Consider the following 16586-nt stretch of genomic DNA (forward strand, 5'->3'; position numbering starts at 1 on the left):
AAGCTGGCCACGTCCACGCCGGAGAGCTTGAGCTTGGTGGCGGTGTCGAAGCCCGCAAACGTTGCCTGTCCGCCGTGCAGCCGGTCGGCCACGATCTCGGCCATCGTGTTCGCCGGGGCCACGAGTCCCATGCACATCCCGCCGAAGTTCGCCACCTCGCCGATGGCGAAGATGCCCGGGATCTCGGTTTCGCAACCGTCGGAAATGACAACACCGCCGCGCTGGCCAAGGGTGAAGACCTGTTCCTCGCCCTCCGCTGCACGGAAGAGCTCATCGCGCGGTCTGACCCCGATCGCGACGATCACGATGTCGGCGTCGATGATGCGGCCGTCGGCCATGAGGACTCCGGTGACCTGGCCGTCGTCGTCGGACAATACTTCGGAAGGGAACACGCCGCCGTGGATTTCGAAGCCTTTGTCTTTGATGAGGCGGCCCAATGCCTGGCCGGCGCCTTCGTCGAGCTGGGTGGCCATCAGCCAGGACGCGCCGTCGATGACGATCGGGGTGGCGCCCAGCCGCTCCGTGCCTGCGGCCGATTCGAGGCCGAGGAGACCGCCGCCGATGGTGACGGCGTTGACCTTGCGGCCAAGCTTCTCCGTGAGCCGTGTGATGGCCTCGTTGATGGCCCAGACGTCTTCGAGCGTGCGGTAGACATGTGTGTGCTCGGCGCCCGGGATGGGCAGGCGGGCGGCATTCGAGCCCGTTGCGACCACGAGGGCGTCGTATTCGTAGCTGTTGCCGGACGCGGTTTCCACGGACCTGGCATGGGGGTTGATCCTGACCACACGCTCACCGGTGCGCAGATCCAAAGCATCGTGGTCCCACATCGAAGCGTGTCCGAGGGTGAGGTCGTAGTCCACCTCGATGAGCGCTTTGCTCAGCGTGACCCGGTCATAGGGAAGATGCGCTTCCTCGGTCAGGACAGTGACGTGCCAGCCCTCGAGACCGCGGGTGTGCATGGCATCGGCAAAACGGTGGGCCGCGGGGCCTCCGCCCGCGACAATAATGCGGCGCGCGTTCTCTGAAGGGGAAGTATGTCCGGTCACTGGCGGCCTTTCGCATGTGCCGCAGAACCGTCATCCGCGACTTGTCACTTCAGACTAAAGACACGCAGTTTCGCGTCAGTTTCCCCTTTGTTTCGGGAGCTTAACTTCGGCATCACGGTGAGGATTGCGGTGATGTGAGGTCTCCTTTACGAGCAGGACACATTGATTGCATTCGGGCGAAACATGGCGGGCCTACCGTGAAGTTGTGGCCGCAAACGGCCCGTGCCGGACGGCGGAATTGGATTCGCCGGACCGGCAGGCTAAGCGATAGGGGCTGAAATGACCGTAATTCTGGATCGGGAAAACCAAGAACAGCTGAGTGCACCGACCGCGTCCGGCTGGCACCGCGTCTGCGCAATCGACGAGCTGGAACCGGCCTGGGGCGAAGCTGCCTTGGTCGGAGGCAAGCAAGTAGCACTTTTCCGCACCACGCCGGACCAGGTCCTGGCGGTATCCCAGCAGGACCCGGCAACTCTCTCCAACGTCATGGCGCGGGGAATCGTCGGTTCCCGGGGCAGCCGTCCCACCATCGCCTCGCCCCTTCACAAAGAGGTCTACGACCTCGAAACCGGCGAATGCTTCACCAACCCCGAACTGCGGCTCGCAAGCTACGCCACCCGTCTGGTGGACGGATACGTCGAAGTAGCCGTCTAGACTGCTTCAGCTCCCGACGCCGATTCTGGCCGGTTCCGCCCGCGGAACCGGCCGTTGGCGTTTCTTAGCGATACTCAGCAACCGGGGGCAACTCCAAACCCGCCTAAATTAACGCAAAAGAGGCCGGCCGTGGAATCCAAAGATTCGCACGAACCGGCCTCTGAGCTGCGCGATCGTCGCGCCACGCGGAAGGTAAGGGATTTGAACCCTTGGTGCGGGGTTACCGCACACTGGTTTTCAAGACCAGCTCCTTAGGCCGCTCGGACAACCTTCCCTGCCTAGTAGTGTTTCATAGGGAGTTGGCTGTGCCAAAAACCCGGCGCCGCGATTAACCCAACTAAGGTGTCCGAAAGGCCAATTGCGCTGAGCAAGGAATCGGGAGCACTTATGAAAGCCGTCTACATCTCCGAACCGGGCGGGCCCGAGGTTCTCGAGGTCCGTGAGGTCCCTGCTCCGGTTCCCGGCCCCGGCGAGGTTCTCATCGACGTCGTCGCCGCCGGTCTCAACAGGGCCGATGTCCAGCAGCGCCGCGGTTTCTATCCTCCGCCGCAGGGAGCGTCCGAAATTCCCGGCCTTGAGGTCTCCGGCAGAATTGCCGCGTTCGGGCCCGATGTGAGCAAGCCGTTCTCCGTGGGAGACAAGGTAGTGGCCTTGCTTTCGGGTGGCGGCTACGCACAGCAGGTTGCCGTTCCGGCGGAGCAGGTTCTGCGACTGCCCGACGGCGTGGACCTGGTCACCGCCGCGTCCTTGCCTGAGGTAGCCGCCACGGTGTACTCGAACCTCATCATGACTGCACAACTGCAAGCGGGTGAGACGGTGCTGATCCATGGCGCCACTGGCGGCATCGGCACCATGGCCATCCAACTCGCCAAGGCCTGCGGTGCTACGGTCGCTGCGACGGCCGGAACGGCCGAAAAGGTCGGAACCGCAAAAGCTTTCCTCGGGGCCGACATCGCCATCAATTACGCGGAAGAAGACTTCGCGGTAAGCCTCAAGGCGCAAAACGGTGGCAAAGGCGCGGACGTGATTCTCGACGTCGTCGGCGCCAAATACCTGCAGCAAAACGTGGAAGCGCTCGCAGACTACGGCCGGCTGGTGGTGATCGGGCTGCAGGGTGGCGCCAAAGGCGAGCTCAACCTCGGCCAGCTGCTCAGCAAACGCGCGGCGATCATCGGTACAGCGCTCCGCCCGCGGCCCGTTGCGGAAAAGGGTGTCATCATGAACGCCGTCCGCGAATCGGTGTGGCCGATGCTGGCCGACGGCCGGATCAAGCCGTTCGTGGCCAAGTCGTTCCCCTTGGAACAGGTCCGCGAAGCCCACGAGTACTTCGATTCCGGCGAGCACATGGGCAAAGTCCTGCTACTGCTATAAATCCGCCGAACCGGCCGCAAGGAGGAGAGCAATGTCCATCCGGTACAGCATCCTGGCATTGCTCCAGGAGCAGCCCCGCTACGGATATCAGCTTCGCGCGGCCTTCGAGGAACGCACGGGAGCCGTCTGGCCGCTGAACATCGGACAGGTGTACACCACACTGAACCGGCTGGAGCGTGACGCTTTGGTTCGGAGGAACGGCGACGACGGCCATGGCCACGTGCTTTACAGCATCACCGACGCCGGGACAGCCGAAGTCCGCCGATGGTTCGCAACCTCGGTGGAGCGGGGAGTTCCACCGAGGAACGAACTGGCCATCAAACTGGCACTGGCCGTCACGACGGCGGGCACAGACGTCACGGCGCTCATCCAGGCCCAACGTGAGATTTCCTTGCAGGAACTGCAGGAACTCACCCAAACCCGCAAGGACGTGGCCGCCAACCAGAGAGTGACCGATACAGCCAGGGTGCTCGTCCTGGATTCCCTGATCTTCCATGCCGAGGCCGAGACCCGCTGGCTGGATCTCTGCGAGGCCCGAATGGTCCAGCAGGCCAACGGCGCCAGCAACGGCATGGCAGGAACCTCCCGTGGCAACGGGACGCCCACCTCATAGACTGCTCCTCAGGGGAGGTTCTGGCATGGCAACATTCACGAATGCTGACGTTCGGATCCGGCTGCTCGGTCCCGACGACGCCGACGCGCTGATCCGTCTCGCGGAGACGGACAATTTGTTTGACGAGGATACTTCAGTCGAGCCGTCAGGCGCGTTGACGCACGACGCCGCCCGCTCCTTTTTGGGTGACCCTTCCGTGCTGTTCTGGCTGGCTGAGTTCGGTGGCGGGACAGTGGGGTTCCTTCACTGCTGCATTCAACGACGCCGCAACGCCGGACCGTGGGCCGAACTGCTTCTCATGGAAATGGGCACTCACACGGATTGGCGCCACAACGGTATCGGCCGGTCCCTCCTGGCGGTCATGGAGGAATGGATGCGGGCGCATGGGATGGAGGAAGTCTGGGTCCCCGCCAACGTTTATGCCACGGGCTTCTATGAAAAATGTGGTTTCGCTAAGGACGAAGGCGAAATACTCGTCAAGGCTCTGGGCCGAGTTGCGGCCCGTGAGAGTATGAACGCATGAGCGATCAGGACGACACTCAACCCAGTGGCGAGAGCTTTGACGATATCCCGGTGGAGGGCACAACCTTGGACGCTGGCACGGCGGAGAGCACAACCGAAGTGGGCCCGAAGCCCGGGGCTGGCGCCAAGAAGGGCAGCACCCTGCAGGACCTCGTCGATGAACCCGCCAAAGTCATGCGGATCGGCACCATGATCCGCCAGCTGCTTGAAGAAGTGAAGAGCGCCCYCTTGGACGAGGCTGCGCGCGGACGCCTCGCCGAGATCCACGAACGCTCCATCAAAGAGCTCGAAGAGGGCCTCGCTCCGGAACTTGTGGAAGAGCTGGAGCGCATCAGCCTCCCCTTCCCTGAAAACGCCACACCGTCCGACGCCGAGCTCCGGATCGCGCAGGCCCAGCTGGTCGGTTGGCTCGAAGGATTGTTCCACGGAATCCAGACAGCCATTGCTGCCCAGCAGGCAGCCCGGGAACATGCTGTCGCCCAGTTGCAGCTTCGCCAACTGCCGCCCGGAACCATGATCGCCCCGGGCGTCGTTATTGGCGAGAATGGTGAGCCGCAGCGAGCCCACCTTCCCGGTACGGAAAAGGAACCGGGCAAACCTCCCCGCGTTGAAGATCCGGACCGCCACCCGGGTCAATACCTCTGAGCGCTGGATTGGGATTCTTTGGGGCCGTCCGGCAGGGGCGGAAGGACGATGCTGAACTTGGCAAAGGATTGTGGAGGCGCGCTCACGACCGCTTCCACCGCGGCCTTGACCGGTACCACCAGGTGCTTGAGGGCGTAGAAGACGAACAGCTCTACGTCGAACTCGTGGTCATTGCCAATGAATTGGCGGACTTGTCTTCCAGGGTGCGTGCCGTCTGCGTCGAGGCGCAGCTTCAGGCACCCAGTGACGGACTGGACATTCCTGGGTCGCTCGCAGGCGTGCATCGCGCATTGTCCAAAGCAGGGAACTCTCTTGCTACGACGGCGGAGGCGGCCGCTATGCTGCGTCTCGCCGTCGGGCCCGTCCCGGTGGGAGCGGTTTCGGTGCGACGGCGCGCCGAAGCGGTCTACGAACATGTGGACGAAGCGGAGAGGCTGCTGAGGGCCAAGACCGATTCCCGGCGAATCGAAGAATAGGTGCAGACGCGCCTATTCCCACATGGCAACTATTAAGCGCCTAGCTTAGAGACCGCGGAATCCGTAGCCTCCCGGTGTGCGCGGGTGGCAGGATGGGAGCCATGACTTCGTCACCGAACCTTACTTTTAACGACGGCAACACCATTCCCCAGCTCGGCTACGGGGTGTGGCAGGTTGAGGACGATGTAGCCGAAAAGGTGGTGCGGCAGGCCTTCGAAGCTGGCTACCGCCACATCGATACCGCCAAGATCTATGGCAACGAGGCGGGCGTGGGACGCGCCATCGCATCCTCCGGCCTCAAGCCCGAGGAAATCTTCATCACCACCAAGCTGTGGAACGCGGACCAAGGCTACGAGTCCACTCTCGCTGCTTTCGAAGAATCCATGAATCGCCTCGGCCTGGAAACCCTTGACCTGTACCTGATCCACTGGATGCAGCCCAAGCAGGACAAGTTCGTGGACACCTGGAAGGCGCTCATTGAGCTCCAGAAGCGCGGACGCGTCAAGTCCATCGGCGTCTCCAACTTCAGCAAAGAGGGCCTGCAGCGCCTGATCGATGAGACTGGCGTGGTTCCGGCGATCCACCAGATTGAGCTGCACCCGTTCTTCAACCAGGCCGAACTCCGGGAGTTCGATGCTTCCCAGGGCATCCTGACCCAGGCCTGGTCGCCTTTGGGCCAGGGCGGCGAGCTCCTGGGGAACTCCATCATCGCCCAGATCGCCGCCAAGCACGGCGCTACCCCAGCGCAAGTAGTCATCGCCTGGCACCTGGCGATCGGCAACGTCGTGATTCCCAAGTCCGTGACCGAGTCCCGGATCCAGGAGAACTTCGCAGCACTTGGCGTCACCCTGGATGAGGCCGATGTGGAGGCCATCAACGGCCTGGACCGCGGAGCCGAAGGCCGGATCGGACCGGATCCGGCGGTTTCCGACTTCGCATAGTCGTTCGGAAGTTTCGATGTGAAGGCCCCGCGCTTGCTGGCACCCGCCCAGCAAGTGCGGGGCCTTTTCATGCTTATCGTCGGGTGGCCGTGACCTCACTGATCATTGTCCAGCCACCGGCTTCCTGGGGAAGGTTGATCCGAAATGCGGAGATCACCTGGTTGGGAAGCGACAGATCGGCGCAGGGGATTGTTGTGCCGTCGCACGCTGTTTTCACCGTGACCGGGCCTCCAGCGCGCCAGACGCCTGCCGCGTCCTTCCAATCGAAAGTGGCGTTTTTCGGCACGGAGACGCCCCATGCGTTGTCGTTGTTGAGCCACAGGCGGGCCGTGGCCATGTTGGCCGGCACCGTGAGGGCCGCCAGCAGCCACTGCGTGCGGTTCCGTTCGAACCCCGTGAACTGGCTGGAATTGAAGGCCGCCGGCACAGTGCCGTCGGCCAGCCCGGTGCCGGTGTTTCGGTACCCGCCTGTGCTGCTCCGAGGCTTGGTCAGGAGCGCGTACGACGCGCCTTGCGCAACGTTCTTTCCAGTACCGTCCAGTATTCGGACCTCATCAAGCAAGGCCCACCCCGACGCACTCAAGGACACTGACACGTAGCGGCCGTGTGCACCAGAGGCGAAACGTCCCGACATTGTGTCATAGAAGGCAGCAGTCCCGGCGACGGCCGGCCGCTGTCCCGGAAAGGCCTGCGCGGGGTATCCGGGAGCTGTTGTACCGGTCTGTGGGCCTGCGAACCCGAGAGGGAGGTTCGCCGCCAGTGCTGCCAGGTTATTCGGCCAACTGACCCCCGCAAGGCTGTCCTGGTGGGTATCGACGTTGAAGGAGGAGAGTTGGGTGTCCTTGCCAAGATCGATGATCATGGTGACTTCGGCCTGTGACCAGCCGACGAGACGGTCGGCGTTGGACCCCCACCAGCTCCCGTCGGTGGACTTGGTGCCATCGGTGAGCTTCCCCTTGCCCCAGCCGGCGGTAACCACCGCTGCATCACTGAACTGGGTGGCGGTTTCGTCGTTGCTGGATGAGAAGACCAACTGCCCCGTTGACGGAACACCGAAAGGCTCGTAGGAGGACGCCAGGAGTTTTGGCTGCGTGAGGTTTTGCGTTCCCGGGATCACCGGGGTGACCACCAACGTGGCTTTCACGGCCTTGTTTGCTTGCGCCACTGGAACCATTACCGAGCGGAAAGTGCCATCGGGTTCGCTGAACCCTTGCGTGACCGCGTAGTTGGTACCCAAGGCCTTCCCTGTGGCATCAAAGGAAGTCAGCGCCAAGGTCCCGGCCCATCGTTGGGTTGATCCTGTTCCGGCATCCTTGAAATCCAACCGGACGGTGTTTTCTCCGGGCGCCAGGACGAACGTTGATGACTGGGACGTGATCCCGGTGGGGGCGAAGGAAATGGTGCGGTCAAGGTTGCTGATTCTCGCCCCGCGCAGGTAGCCCGTCAGGTCCTGGTAGGCCCGCCACATGCTGGGTGCTGCCGAAGATTGTCCTGAAACGCGATCAAAGAGGTTCGTTTCGCCGTGGAAGAAGGCCTGGGGTTTCGTGTCGAGCCCTGTTTGTTGGGAGACAGCGAGGTACTGGTGGGCAACGGCCGCACTGTAGTCGGTGCCCCCTTGGTCGCGGATTTCGTATTCCATGCCGATGTTGGTGCCTTTGACCGTCTCCGCGAGGGCACTCAGCCGAGCTGCGGTGACCGTGCCGTTGTCTTCCCTTCCCTTGAAGGCGTATGACGGTTGGATGATGACCCGATTGAAGCCTAGGGCTTCGCCGTTCAGCCTATTGGGCGAGTCGTAGTAGGGGATCCACACGGACGTCAGGCCCTGCGCTTTGATTGTCTGGTTCATGTGTGTCACAAGGCCAGGATCGCCACGGGCGCCAATGATGTCTTCCCGCTGGTAGTAAATGGCTGAGAGGGACGTGTTTGTCCAGCCCGCATTTCGGGCCCTGTCGATGAGCTTCCCGAGGTACCAATCGCTGACTTTGTCCCGGTCTGCTGGATTGGCAGTGTTCACCGATCCGTAGCCAGGGATGTCAAACCACATTTGGTTGCTGATCCAAGGCATGCTCAGCCCGAGCTGGACTCTCTGGCCGAGTGAACGCGCGGCCCGGTCCAGCTTGGTGGCATYTGCGAACTGCTGGTCGAGGAGGGCACTGAGATCCGAAGCGTTCAGCTCGCTGTAGGCAAGATCTTTGCCATTGATAGAGGACTGGAGGAGGACATAGCTGTCAAACAGCTGGTACGTTCCGAGGTTTCCGGAGGAGTCGACCCCTACGAGGTTCTGCTGCCATTGACGGTCCGTCCGTCCCGCATTTGAGTAAATGAGACTCGTTTTCATCCACCCCCAAGCAACTGGAGGGATTGGAAGGGAAATCATAGGGTTCCGCAATGGTTCCGCGGCGGCCATCGGCAGAATCGGGGAGACGGTCAATACAGCGGCCAGGATCGCCGCGTGCTTGATGAAACGAAACCGGGGTTTCCGGTGCGAGTTCATGACGTCCTTTCGGATGCCGGCGCGGGTGGAGTGCGATCATCCTTCTGCGCGAGTGCAGGGAGGGCTCGCCTTCCCATGCCCTCGTTCTTTGTGTGCCGGTCCGCCCAGTGCCGGTTCAGTTGACGAGGAGAAATTCATTGCCGTTGATGTGGTCGGGTTCGGGTTGAACCCGATGGCGATATTGATCAGAACCTCGAACCGGTCATGGCGACCGCGGCCCGGAATGACGGCTGCTTGGGGAGAAACTTTGAGACCAGGACAGCCGCTTTTGTCGAAAATCAAACATCTTCGCGCGTGATTTATATAGTGGCACTGCCTGCGAAGCTTCGGAAGAGCTAAGTGACCTGACCTTGTCATTCCGGCATGGCGGTTTTTGGGTTGGGCTCACCCTCGTAGCTCTCGAAGCTGTTGTTTCGAGAACGGATCCTTGACCCCATATGCGTAACGTTGGATAGCCCTGCAGGTTGCCCGCGTTCTTGGGCGGTTCGGTTATGGTCCCGGCTCGACCAGCGGGCTAAACGCCTTCTCGGACCGCTTCTCCGGGGCGCCTGTCATTTTGGTCACCGATGTGGCGCATCCAAGGCCGCCGAGGCCCATAGGCAACGCCGCTGCCCCGCAGTATATTTGGGTTGAGTTGAATTGGTCTTTAGCAGCCGCATCTTTTTCGGTTCGCCGTCGGGGGGCGCCCACGAATTGTAAGAATCGTAGGGAACCATGTCGGCTCAAAATACTCAGAGTGGCGTTGCTCAGCACCGCCTATCCTTTGTCTTGGCAATCCTCTTGTGCGTCGGATGGCTGAGCGTACCCGGTGAACTGACAAGTACGAATCATGCCGATACGGTGGTTAAAGTGGGTACTCAGGTCCAATCAGGTGATCCTTGGAGCCAGTTCCCGTCTGGCTCTCGCGAGCTCTGGAAGTTCCTACGTGCCACCCGGCGATGACGGCGGTGCCATAGCAGACGGAAGCTGCCGACCAACCGCCAGCCGGTTTAGTAGGGCTGGTGCGTTTCCCCATTCAAACTGCCGTAAAGGGATGGGACCCCTCCAGGACAGGGCGATCATCGGTGCGTCAGGCAGAAATGCGCGGATCTCAATTCCGCGCGGGCAGGGTCACTATCGGCCCGGGTTCGGGTATTTGGTGATCTACACCGGACCGCGCAGTTTCGACTCTATGTCAGTCGGCGACGTCGGCGTAGACTCGCGCCAATGCGCCCCGTCTGGTTAGGCACGTTCTCGGGCCGATGGTTCTCAAGAAAGGGAACTCGATGTCTGGTGCAATCATCTGTTTCGAGCTTCCGGGGGCCTTTCCCTTCCACCGGTGGCCTCGTGTGTTGTCTCCATGTATGGCCTTCTCGCTGTTGGAAACCGGGATCGGCTCAGAGTTAAACGTTGGAAACCGCCATGGGTAGGGAAGCACAGGGCGACCTGCTCAATCCGGATTCATGGAGGGGGAACCTTTTCAGTGCTCGGGGGTGGACTTCCGCGGCTGGAGGTGACATCGCTGTGATTGAAAAGGCGACGGGTGGCCATATGGCCTGGATCGGTCAGGCCTCCAAGGCTGACGTTCTCACGGCGGCCTCCAATGCCGCAGTCGCCCAGCGAGCCTGGGCTGCGGCTCCGTACGAGGAGCGTGCGGCCGTTCTGCGTGCCGCGGGTGAGGTCTTGACCCGTTATACATCGGAAATTGAAAGCTGGGTAGTGCGCGAGACCGGGTCCGTTCGGGTCAAGGCCGCATCAGAGGTCTACGGGGCTGTTCTCGAGTGCCGGGAAGCAGCGGCCCTGCCCTCCCATCCGTCCGGACGTGTATTGCCGACAAGCAATCCGCGCTGGAGTTTTGTGCGCCGTCGCCCCGCTGGCGTCGTCTCGGTCATCGCACCTTTCAACACACCCCTCTTCCTCGCGATCCGTTCGGTCGCCCCAGCCCTCGCGCTCGGCAACGCCGTACTTCTGAAACCCGATCCCCGCACGCCGGTCAGCGGGGGAGCGGTCATAGTCGCAGCCTTTCAAGCGGCCGGACTGCCTGAGGGGGTATTGCATCTTCTCCCCGGCGGTGCCGAGGTCGGTGAGGCTGTGGTCACAGCCCGCGAGGTGCGCATAGTTTCATTCACGGGCTCCACTGCCGCCGGGAGAGCGGTTGCCCGTCTCGCCGGCGAACACCTGAAGCGAGTCCATCTCGAACTTGGAGGGAACGGCGCCCTCATCATTCTTCCCGGGGCAGATCTGGCCAAGGCGGCGATGGCAGGGTCTTTCGGTTCGTTCATGCACCAGGGCCAGATATGCATGACGACCGGACGTCACCTCGTGCATGAAAGCCTGCACTCGGCTTACGTAGAAGCACTGGTTGAAGAAGCCGAACGGCTGACCGTGGGCAATCCGGCCACGGAACAGGTGGCACTCGGGCCCGTAATCGATGACGTCCAGGTCAACCGCATCCACCGCCTGGTCACATCCACGGTGGCGGCCGGGGCGCGCTTGGCCGCCGGCGGAACCCACGTGGGCCTGTTCTACCGGCCCACGGTTCTTGCTGGGGTTACCCCGGAAATGCCGGCCTACGCCGAAGAGGTCTTCGGCCCCGTGGCCCCTGTCGTGCCTTTCGCTACCATCGAACAGGCGATCGCGCTGGCCGGCGACACGGAATACGGTCTCTCACTGGGAATACTGGGCGACGTGGGCATGGCGATGGAAGTTGCCGACAGTATTCCCAGCGGTATCGTCCACATCAACGAACAAACGGTTGGCGACGAAGCGAATGCCCCCTTTGGCGGTGTACGCGCCTCCGGCAACGGGTCGCGGTTCGGCGGGCCCGAGGCGAACATCGAGGCGTTCACGGAAACCCAGTGGCTAACGGTGCGCCCCGATATTGCCACCTACTCTCTCTAAGGGCGCAGGAGCACCGTCTTCACTGCGAGGCTGCCGTACCGGGCGCACAGGGCGAGCGACTTTGGGTTTGCCAGCAACTCGACGCAGGAGAAAGGCAGCCCGGATACCCTGTTGCCGCCGAACGTGAGCCCTTCTCGCTGCCATCCGACAGGTTACCCTTTGGCCAAGGCAATCGACGGAGGGGTGGGCATTGGGGAGAACTATCAAGGAACTGGGGACGCTCCCGTTGCCGCTGCGTGTGGCCTGGGTGACGTGTTTTGGCACCGTTCTGGGTTCACTTTGGCTGCCGGACGAGGTGGCGAAAGCGGTCCTTCCGTACGCCTTCGGGAGGCCTGCTTCGACTGGGAGACTTAGAGGCCGGTCGCGTTACTTGTCGTAGGCGGACGGCGACGATCCAGCGTTGGTCCCAGATGTTGCCATTTCCTTCCACCACGCCTCGCCTGCCATCATCTCCCTGACCTGGCTGTCAGTGAGCTGAGGATGGGCCTCGGCGGTGTGCGCCTTGATGTTTTGGAACAGCTCTTCGTCATCTGCGCCGGTGAACTCGATCCTCTCGTGCGAGGGATCTACACAGTGGAATCCGCGCATTGCTCCTCCTTGGAAGGTTTGCATTATACAGACGTTTGAATTATGGACCCTGCGTTCCGTGGCGACAAGGTTGGCCGGGTCCATCTTCTGGTGGTTGTCGTTGCTGCGTGTGGCTCGAGTGAACCTGGAGGGCAAGCAGAGGTACCTGCGGTTTGCCTGCAGGGCTAGCCGTTCCGGTGAGCGTCCTGATGTGAGCCGTTGGGCCGAGTTCGAGGCCCTACCCGTTCTGGCTTCTGGGCAAGGACAGCCAGACAGGGATGACCACGTTCGGGACAGCCCGTTACTTCCGGCGGTGCACCCGTAGTGCTGGAACATCATCCCTGAAGCCGTGGTGATCGGGGGTGGTCCATGATGAGATCCAGCTCGACGGGATCTGGGCTCGTGGGGCGCCCTGATCGCCATCTCCGGATCCCGGGGTCGTGGGTTGGCAGTTTTGCGACGCCGAGAAGTCGGCGGCACGGCCGCGCTCATGGAACCCAACCCGGCACCGCGGGTCGTGGTCACGGACGACGGTTCAGGGATCGCCGGTGCGCTGGCGGGAGTCTGGCCGGAGGCCTTGGTGCAACGTTATGTGGTGCACGTTTAGCGCAAGGGCCGCCATTAGCTGGCTGGCTCTCAAGCCCCTTATCCTTGGCGGGCGGCGTTCGCCAAACTGGACCGCGCCCTCACAAAGCCTCGTACGCTTCGGTGGCAGCGGTTCCCCACGAGCACCCCCTTGATGGCATCCATGGGGCGACACTGAAGGAGATCCTCTGGTGACGAAAAAGTGACGAAGACGCCCTAATACGATCGAAATCTTTGGGAACTGACAGGAATACGCGTTTGTCAAGGAAAAGCAAAGGAACCCCTAGAAATCATTGATTTCTAGGGGTTCCTTCCGAGCTTCCTATCAGAATCGAACTGATGACCTTTTCATTACGAGTGAAACGCTCTACCGACTGAGCTAAGGAAGCACCGCGCTATCGTCCGGAGACCGGCTGAATCACGCAAGATACAACTGTAATAGAGTCACCTCGTCCGGGTCAAAACAGCGCCGAACGGAGCTCCTACGGTGGCGTTGTTGCGGAATTCACCCGCGCGTCGCGCCCGGTTCAGGCCGTCGTCGCGGACCCGGGGCAAGCTGGGCGGACTAACGTGGCCGCATGATTTCGGCCATTGACCAGCGAAGGGGCGCCATGAGCATGGACAGCAGCAAGAGGATCAACGCGGACGACGCCGGGGCACATCGTGCACAGCGGCTCCGGCTTGCTGTACTGGACATGGTGGGCACCACCATCACGGACGATGGGCGTACGGAACGCGCGATGTCCCGGGCACTGCAGGAGACCGGCGTCGAGCCCGGTTCTCCCCGATTCGAAAGCATGCTCGGCTACGCCCGGGACACCATGGGCTTTTCAAAGTTGACCGTCTTCAGCCACCTTTTCGAGGACACGGAACGGGCCGAGAGCGCCAACAAGGCCTTTGAACGCGCCTACGATGACCTGATTTCCGACGGCGGCGTCCGGCCAATTCCTGGAGCCGAGGAAGCCATCGACTGGATGCGGGACTCCGGCATGAAAGTCTGTCTGGCCACGGGCTTCGGACGCCACACTCAGAACATGGTGCTTGAGTCGCTGGGCTGGATGGGGAAAGCCGATCTCAGCTTGTGCCCTGCCGACGCCGGCCGCGGGCGTCCGTATCCGGACATGATCCTGACCGCCGTCCTCGCTCTTGACCTTGATGATGTCCGCGAGGTCGTCGTGGTGGGCGACACGAGCTCGGATATGTTGTCCGGCGTTCGCTCGGGCGCCTCCGCGGTGGTGGGGGTGCTTACCGGTTTCCACTCGGAGGCGGCTTTGCGCGCGGCCGGTGCCACCGCCGTCGTCCCCTCAGTCAAGTACGTGCCTGCGCTGCTGGAGCCCCGCGCCGCGCGGCTCTAGCGGCCGGCCCTCAACGATCGACCGCTTTTCGCCAGGTCCCAGCCCGGCGAAAGCCGCCAGTCCGCGACCTACGCTGCCGGGTGCCGCGCAAAAGTGGTCAGATGTGGAGCACCAAAAGGCGTCGAGTTATCCACATAGGTAACTCCAGGGCCCCGCAGCAGCCCTGCACGCAGGCATCGTGGAGCCATGGATCTCATGGCTGCCCTTCGTGCACGAGGGGGAGTGGCCATGCGCAGGGGCCTCGTCAAAGCCGGTGTCGGCGCGTGGGGCGGGGCGGAGTGGTGGTCCCCTTCCGTGGGGCGTTGGTCATGGTGCAATGTGCGGTTGTGCGCGGCGACACGACCGTGGATTTCCTTCGCAGACGGTTGCCCGGCAACCGGAACGGCCGGGCACGGGGGGTCTTGGACTTCGTGTGCCGGAAAGCCGATTCGTTGCTCGAGCCTCTGGCGGCCATGCACTTCAAGCAGGCTGGAATCGCCTTTGCGCAGCACGTGGAACTGCCCGGAGTCGGAGAGGTCGATTTCGTCGTCGAGCGCTTCTTGATAGTTGAGCTGGACGGCAAGACGCACTTCGAACCCCGGGCCATCAAGAGGGATCGACGGCGGGACAACACTTCCGTTGCCGGCGGCTTCACTGTGTTGAGGTACTTCTACGAGGACGTTGTGCACCGCCCGGAGGCCATGGTCGCGGAGGTGCAGGCGGCCATCCGGGCCCATCGTGCCAGGGAGCGCCTCGACAAATGACCTTCTTTGCCGGCCCGGCACTACACACCCGCACCGCACCAGGGGTGACTGGCTCAGCCCACCTCCAATAGTGGTCGTATTTTGCGGCCGGGCCAGCAGGCACTCAGCACATGGTCCCGTCGGAAGGTACCTTTCCATCCACGAAGTAGTTGTCCACGGCATCGGACACGCAGCGGTTGGAGCGGCCGTACGCGGTGTGGCCTTCGCCCTTCCACGTCACCAGGGAGGCGTTGCCGAGTTGTTTCCGCAGTGATCCTGCCCAGGCGAGGGGCGTCGCGGGGTCTCCGGTAGTGCCGATGACCACAACCGGTGCCGTGCCAGTGTATTTGGCGGGGGCTGGCGTGTGCAGTGGCTTGTAAGGCCAGTCCTTGCAGTTGACGCCGCCGTAGGCAAAGTAGTAGCCGAAGGTGGGGGAGATCTGCTTCAGGCGGGCCTCCTCTGACCGCATGCCTGCAGTGTCCGTGACCATCGGGTAGTCCAAGCAGTTAATGGCGTTGAACGCGAACGTGGTGTTTGAACTGTAGGTGCCGTTCGGTTCCCGGTCCGCGCCAAAGTCGGCAATCCTCAGCATGAGCGAATCGTCGCCCTGGACCGCGGCCTGCAAGGCTTGGGTAAGCACCGGCCACGATTCATTGCTGTAGAGCGGGGTGAAGATGGCGCTCACGAACGTCGCCGCCGTCACGAGGCGGCCGTCCTTGGCCCGCTTTGGATTCTGCTCGACGTCGGCGATGAGGTCCCGGATCTGCTGCAAGCCCTCATCGACGCCTCCCGTCAGGGGGCAACCGGATTTGGCTTGGCAATCAGCCACATAACTGTGGAGCGCAGCTTCAAATGCTCCCGCCTGACCTGCGGTGACGTCCTCGTTACTCAGGGACGGGTCCACCGCACCGTCCAGGACGAGCTTGCCTACGTTGTCCGGAAACAAGGACGCGTAGGTGGAGCCGAGCGAGGTGCCGTAGGAGAATCCGAGATAGTTGAGCTTCGCGTCGTTCAGGACTGCGCGGAGGATATCCATGTCCTTGGCTGAGCTAACGGTGTCTATGTGCGCCAGTGCTGGCCCGGACTTTTCCACGCACTTGGCGTTGACGGCTTTGGTGTCGGCCAGGGCGGCGTTGAGGCCTTGGTCCGTGTCGTAGTTGTAGACCTTCTCGCGCGAAGCGTCGCGCTCGGAATCGCTGAGGCAAGTCACTGGTGCCGAGCGCTTGACCCCGCGGGGATCGAAGCCCACCAGATCGAAGCTGGAGCGCAGCTTGCTGGTGAAGTGTGTTTTGGCCGCGTCTCGCACGAAGTCATAGCCTGAAGCCCCCGGACCTCCGGGATTGACCAAGAGGGAGCCCTTCTTGGTGCCCTGGCTCTGGAGCCGGATGACTGCGATGGAGATGCTGCCGGCATCTGGCTCGGCATAGTCCACCGGCACGTTGATGTTGGCGCACTGGAATCCTTGTTCGCACGGTGTCCAGCTCATTTTTTGGGAGTAGAACGCCTTGAGCCCGTCCGGCGCCGCGGCCGCGATGGACGCGTCCGGTGTGCTGACGTTGCCGGACCCACTGCCACTAATGAGCGGGGAGAACACACATCCGCTCAGGAGCAGGCTGGCGGAAATGCTGGCCGCAATTGCCGCTACCGCCCGCCGCTGGGATGGAAACCGTGTCCACGAAATGGACCCGGTGGGCCGGCGTCGTGCGGGCGTCATG

At 62.4% G+C, this 16586-nt stretch carries 15 protein-coding genes and 2 tRNA genes; 11 read left to right on the forward strand and 6 right to left on the reverse strand.

What is annotated here, in order from left to right; translation table 11 throughout:
- A partial coding sequence (locus AC1DLO_RS21925; RefSeq protein ID WP_476914611.1) for an NAD(P)/FAD-dependent oxidoreductase occupies positions 1–1046 on the reverse strand: 1046 nt, incomplete at its 3' end.
- Between the two features lie 279 nt (positions 1047–1325).
- Between AC1DLO_RS21925 and nirD the strand changes: the two genes are divergently transcribed.
- Entirely contained in the window at positions 1326–1700 is a 375-nt protein-coding gene (gene nirD / locus AC1DLO_RS21930; RefSeq protein ID WP_476891769.1) for a nitrite reductase small subunit NirD, read from the forward strand.
- 186 nt (positions 1701–1886) lie between these two features.
- Here nirD and AC1DLO_RS21935 read toward each other — a convergent pair.
- A tRNA-Ser gene (locus AC1DLO_RS21935) sits at positions 1887–1974 on the reverse strand.
- A 113-nt stretch (positions 1975–2087) separates the two neighbouring features.
- Between AC1DLO_RS21935 and AC1DLO_RS21940 the strand changes: the two genes are divergently transcribed.
- The 6 genes from AC1DLO_RS21940 (at position 2088) to AC1DLO_RS21965 (ending at position 6268) form a co-directional block, all read left to right on the forward strand.
- Entirely contained in the window at positions 2088–3071 is a 984-nt protein-coding gene (locus AC1DLO_RS21940; protein ID WP_476914612.1) for an NAD(P)H-quinone oxidoreductase, read from the forward strand.
- A 31-nt stretch (positions 3072–3102) separates the two neighbouring features.
- Positions 3103–3684, forward strand: coding sequence for a PadR family transcriptional regulator (locus AC1DLO_RS21945; protein WP_476891771.1), 582 nt, complete (start codon positions 3103–3105; stop codon positions 3682–3684).
- Positions 3685–3709: 25 nt separating this feature from the next.
- Positions 3710–4207: a GNAT family N-acetyltransferase gene (locus tag AC1DLO_RS21950; RefSeq protein WP_476891772.1), complete on the forward strand. Its 498-nt coding sequence runs from the start codon at positions 3710–3712 to the stop codon at positions 4205–4207.
- A complete protein-coding gene (locus AC1DLO_RS21955) occupies positions 4204–4851 on the forward strand; it encodes a bacterial proteasome activator family protein (protein ID WP_476914613.1) in 648 nt (215 codons plus the stop codon). Before AC1DLO_RS21950 ends, AC1DLO_RS21955 begins: the two co-directional genes overlap by 4 nt.
- A gap of 8 nt (positions 4852–4859) precedes the next feature.
- Positions 4860–5327, forward strand: coding sequence for a hypothetical protein (locus AC1DLO_RS21960; RefSeq protein WP_476891774.1), 468 nt, complete (start codon positions 4860–4862; stop codon positions 5325–5327).
- Between the two features lie 101 nt (positions 5328–5428).
- A complete protein-coding gene (locus AC1DLO_RS21965) occupies positions 5429–6268 on the forward strand; it encodes an aldo/keto reductase (RefSeq protein WP_476891775.1) in 840 nt (279 codons plus the stop codon).
- Between the two features lie 73 nt (positions 6269–6341).
- On the opposite strand, the gene AC1DLO_RS21970 is transcribed toward AC1DLO_RS21965, so the two are convergent.
- Positions 6342–8606, reverse strand: a complete 2265-nt coding sequence (locus AC1DLO_RS21970; protein ID WP_476914614.1) for a DUF4855 domain-containing protein — start codon at positions 8604–8606, stop codon at positions 6342–6344.
- A 1557-nt stretch (positions 8607–10163) separates the two neighbouring features.
- Here AC1DLO_RS21970 and AC1DLO_RS21975 point away from each other — a divergent pair.
- Positions 10164–11642 (forward strand): aldehyde dehydrogenase family protein, encoded by a 1479-nt coding sequence (locus tag AC1DLO_RS21975; RefSeq protein WP_476891777.1) that lies wholly within the window; start codon positions 10164–10166, stop codon positions 11640–11642.
- A gap of 366 nt (positions 11643–12008) precedes the next feature.
- Here AC1DLO_RS21975 and AC1DLO_RS21980 read toward each other — a convergent pair whose 3' ends face one another.
- Positions 12009–12230, reverse strand: coding sequence for a hypothetical protein (locus tag AC1DLO_RS21980; protein WP_476891778.1), 222 nt, complete (start codon positions 12228–12230; stop codon positions 12009–12011).
- A 433-nt stretch (positions 12231–12663) separates the two neighbouring features.
- On the opposite strand from AC1DLO_RS21980, the gene AC1DLO_RS21985 reads away from it, so the two are divergent.
- The gene (locus AC1DLO_RS21985; protein WP_476891779.1) at positions 12664–12816 is read left to right on the forward strand and encodes a hypothetical protein; all 153 of its coding nucleotides are present in this window, start codon (positions 12664–12666) and stop codon (positions 12814–12816) included.
- 294 nt (positions 12817–13110) lie between these two features.
- Here AC1DLO_RS21985 and AC1DLO_RS21990 read toward each other — a convergent pair.
- A tRNA-Thr gene (locus tag AC1DLO_RS21990) sits at positions 13111–13183 on the reverse strand.
- A 222-nt stretch (positions 13184–13405) separates the two neighbouring features.
- Here AC1DLO_RS21990 and AC1DLO_RS21995 point away from each other — a divergent pair.
- Positions 13406–14149, forward strand: a complete 744-nt coding sequence (locus tag AC1DLO_RS21995) for an HAD family hydrolase (RefSeq protein ID WP_184740991.1) — start codon at positions 13406–13408, stop codon at positions 14147–14149.
- Between the two features lie 326 nt (positions 14150–14475).
- Positions 14476–14892: an endonuclease domain-containing protein gene (locus AC1DLO_RS22000; protein ID WP_476891780.1), complete on the forward strand. Its 417-nt coding sequence runs from the start codon at positions 14476–14478 to the stop codon at positions 14890–14892.
- 103 nt (positions 14893–14995) lie between these two features.
- Here AC1DLO_RS22000 and AC1DLO_RS22005 read toward each other — a convergent pair whose 3' ends face one another.
- A complete protein-coding gene (locus AC1DLO_RS22005) occupies positions 14996–16585 on the reverse strand; it encodes an alpha/beta hydrolase (RefSeq protein WP_476891781.1) in 1590 nt (529 codons plus the stop codon).
- Position 16586: the final 1 nt, after the last annotated feature.

This window comes from Arthrobacter sp. 01T419 (genome assembly GCF_056398865.1).

Excerpts from the sequence above, each read along its gene's own strand:
- nirD (WP_476891769.1), top strand. The coding sequence starts at position 1,326 with ATGACCGTAATTCTGGATCGGGAAAACCAAGAACAGCTGAGTGCACCG.
- AC1DLO_RS21940 (WP_476914612.1), top strand. The coding sequence starts at position 2,088 with ATGAAAGCCGTCTACATCTCCGAACCGGGCGGGCCCGAGGTTCTCGAG.
- AC1DLO_RS21945 (WP_476891771.1), top strand. The coding sequence starts at position 3,103 with ATGTCCATCCGGTACAGCATCCTGGCATTGCTCCAGGAGCAGCCCCGC.
- AC1DLO_RS21950 (WP_476891772.1), top strand. The coding sequence starts at position 3,710 with ATGGCAACATTCACGAATGCTGACGTTCGGATCCGGCTGCTCGGTCCC.
- AC1DLO_RS21965 (WP_476891775.1), top strand. The coding sequence starts at position 5,429 with ATGACTTCGTCACCGAACCTTACTTTTAACGACGGCAACACCATTCCC.
- AC1DLO_RS21975 (WP_476891777.1), top strand. The coding sequence starts at position 10,164 with ATGGGTAGGGAAGCACAGGGCGACCTGCTCAATCCGGATTCATGGAGG.
- AC1DLO_RS21980 (WP_476891778.1), bottom strand. The coding sequence starts at position 12,230 with ATGCGCGGATTCCACTGTGTAGATCCCTCGCACGAGAGGATCGAGTTC.
- AC1DLO_RS21995 (WP_184740991.1), top strand. The coding sequence starts at position 13,406 with ATGAGCATGGACAGCAGCAAGAGGATCAACGCGGACGACGCCGGGGCA.
- AC1DLO_RS22005 (WP_476891781.1), bottom strand. The coding sequence starts at position 16,585 with ATGACGCCCGCACGACGCCGGCCCACCGGGTCCATTTCGTGGACACGG.